The organism is Oleiphilus sp. HI0132 (assembly GCF_001635845.1).
In genome coordinates this window covers 1-1,900 of sequence record NZ_LWGJ01001507.1, presented here as the reverse complement: position 1 = coordinate 1,900, position 1,900 = coordinate 1, and the positions used below count along the sequence as shown (strand labels likewise).

At 46.1% G+C, this 1,900-nt stretch carries 5 protein-coding genes; all 5 read left to right on the top strand.

What is annotated here, in order from left to right:
- Positions 1-100: 100 nt before the first annotated feature.
- Positions 101-358 carry a hypothetical protein gene (locus tag A3766_RS32775; RefSeq protein ID WP_082907192.1) on the top strand — a complete coding sequence of 86 codons (258 nt, stop codon included), beginning with the start codon at positions 101-103 and terminating at the stop codon, positions 356-358.
- A 29-nt stretch (positions 359-387) separates the two neighbouring features.
- On the top strand, positions 388-636 hold the full coding sequence (locus tag A3766_RS23250; RefSeq protein WP_068512793.1) for a MoaD/ThiS family protein: 249 nt from the start codon (positions 388-390) through the stop codon (positions 634-636).
- A gap of 1 nt (position 637) precedes the next feature.
- Positions 638-1,093, top strand: a complete 456-nt coding sequence (gene moaE / locus A3766_RS23245; protein WP_068512795.1) for a molybdopterin synthase catalytic subunit MoaE — start codon at positions 638-640, stop codon at positions 1,091-1,093.
- Between the two features lies 1 nt (position 1,094).
- Positions 1,095-1,547 (top strand): GNAT family N-acetyltransferase, encoded by a 453-nt coding sequence (locus tag A3766_RS23240; protein ID WP_068512804.1) that lies wholly within the window; start codon positions 1,095-1,097, stop codon positions 1,545-1,547.
- Between the two features lie 94 nt (positions 1,548-1,641).
- Positions 1,642-1,900, top strand: a 259-nt coding sequence (locus tag A3766_RS23235; protein WP_156509069.1) for a CBS domain-containing protein, incomplete at its 3' end; no start/stop codon positions are given.

The following is a 1,900-nucleotide window of genomic DNA, read 5'->3' as shown; positions in this document are numbered from 1 at the left end:
AAATTGGCGAAACACCAGTACTCGGTTTGCCCGGAAATCCAGGCGCAGTATTTGTTACCTTTTCGGTATTGGCTCGCCCTTTCTTACTCCATAGCAAGGTATTAGCGACACTAAACCTCAAAGTTACTCTCTTGCCCTAGACTTCGATATTAAAAAGTCCGGCCCCAGAAGAGAATTTCTGAGAGTTCAGCGAAGCCAAGGCAATCGTCTGATTCGTCACCCGAACCAAAGCTCTGGTATGCTAAGCTCTGCAAGCTGGGCGGAGGGTTTCGCTGTGATTAAAGAACACACTCAACCAAAAGCAGGGGATTCTGTCGAGTTTATACCTTTCCCTAGCATTTTTTCTTTGCCGGTATAGCAAGCATTATTAAGTTACGAGACGACCTTATGAATATCCTTTTTTTTGCCAGCTTGCGAGAGCAGCTCGACTGCGATAGCGAACAATGGACCGAGATCGACGGCATCCAGACGACTGGCGATATCAAATCCAAGCTTCAGTCACGGGGCGAACCCTGGTTAAGCGCGCTTGCTAACGAACGGATCATTATTTCAGTCAATCAGGATATCGCCGATGCAAGTACTGCTGTTAAAGTAGGAGATGAAGTAGCATTTTATCCCCCGGTAACAGGCGGTTAGTATGAAAATATCTGTCAGCGTTCAGCAAGAAGATTTCTCAATAGAAAATGAGTACCAGACTCTACGGAACAACCACGCCCTAGCAACTGGCGCGATCTGCACGTTTTCAGGCTTGGTTCGGGAATTCGGAGATCGCCCTAATGTAAATGGCATGTTCCTGGAGCACTACCCTGGCATGACAGAGCAGTGCTTACAGAAAATCATTCAACAAGCAGCTGAACGTTGGCAGATACTTGAAGCGAGAGTCATTCACCGCGTTGGCCCTTTGCACTTGAGCGAACAAATTGTCTTCGTTGGCGTAAGCTCTGCACATAGAGCAGATGCTTTTGCGGCCTGTGAGTTTATTATGGACTACTTAAAGTCCGACGCGCCTTTCTGGAAAAAGGAAATCACCAAAGACGGTGCTGAATGGGTTGAAGCAAAAGAGAGCGACCTAGATAGAAAAAAACGCTGGTAAAATGTCTGACTTAAGCCACAATAATTTCGCCCTGGAACGACTCGACCCGCCTCGCTTTCCTCTCGCCAAGCAATTCTATAAACAAGCGAACTACCATTCCCACGTCGGTAAAGAAGACGAGGTTTACATCCTTAGAAATAACAACTCAAACAATAAAATCGTTGCGGCTGTTCGCCTGGTCAAGAGCGATCAATATCTGATTCTACGCAGCATGGTCGTGGTTCCATCCGAGCAGCGGCAAGGCATAGGAAGCAGGCTACTTACCGAACTAAAACCACACCTGACAAATCGCGAGTGCTGGTGCTTTCCTTTTGAGTGGCTTAAAGACTTTTATGCTCAAATTGGCTTTCAGCTTCAGAATATAGAACAGGCTCCTCCTTATATCGCTGAATCTCTTCGTCGCTATCTTCGACAAGGACGAAAACTCACCCTAATGAAGCACCCGCTTGCTTGATTTTCCCCAGATATCCTCCATAGTGTATCTTACAACGGTGTCTAAATCGGCTTCATGCCATGACCCAGTCTGTACAGAATAAGGAGCAAGTGACGTGCATTCCGTAAAAATAAAAGATTATATGAGCCCAAATGTTTTATCCTTCAAACCTGAAGACAGCGTTATTACGGCTTTAAGAACTCTGGTAAAAAAAGGCCGTTCGGGCGCACCGGTAATAGATAATGAAGGGAAGCTGGTTGGTATTCTTTCAGAATTGGATTGTTTGAAAGAAGCTCTAAATGACGGCTACTACCAATCAGTAGGTGATCGAGTCGCCGATCACATGACGACCGAGCTAGACATGGTTGAACAAG

Excerpts from the sequence above, each read along its gene's own strand:
- A3766_RS23250 (WP_068512793.1), top strand. The coding sequence starts at position 388 with ATGAATATCCTTTTTTTTGCCAGCTTGCGAGAGCAGCTCGACTGCGAT.
- moaE (WP_068512795.1), top strand. The coding sequence starts at position 638 with ATGAAAATATCTGTCAGCGTTCAGCAAGAAGATTTCTCAATAGAAAAT.
- A3766_RS23240 (WP_068512804.1), top strand. The coding sequence starts at position 1,095 with ATGTCTGACTTAAGCCACAATAATTTCGCCCTGGAACGACTCGACCCG.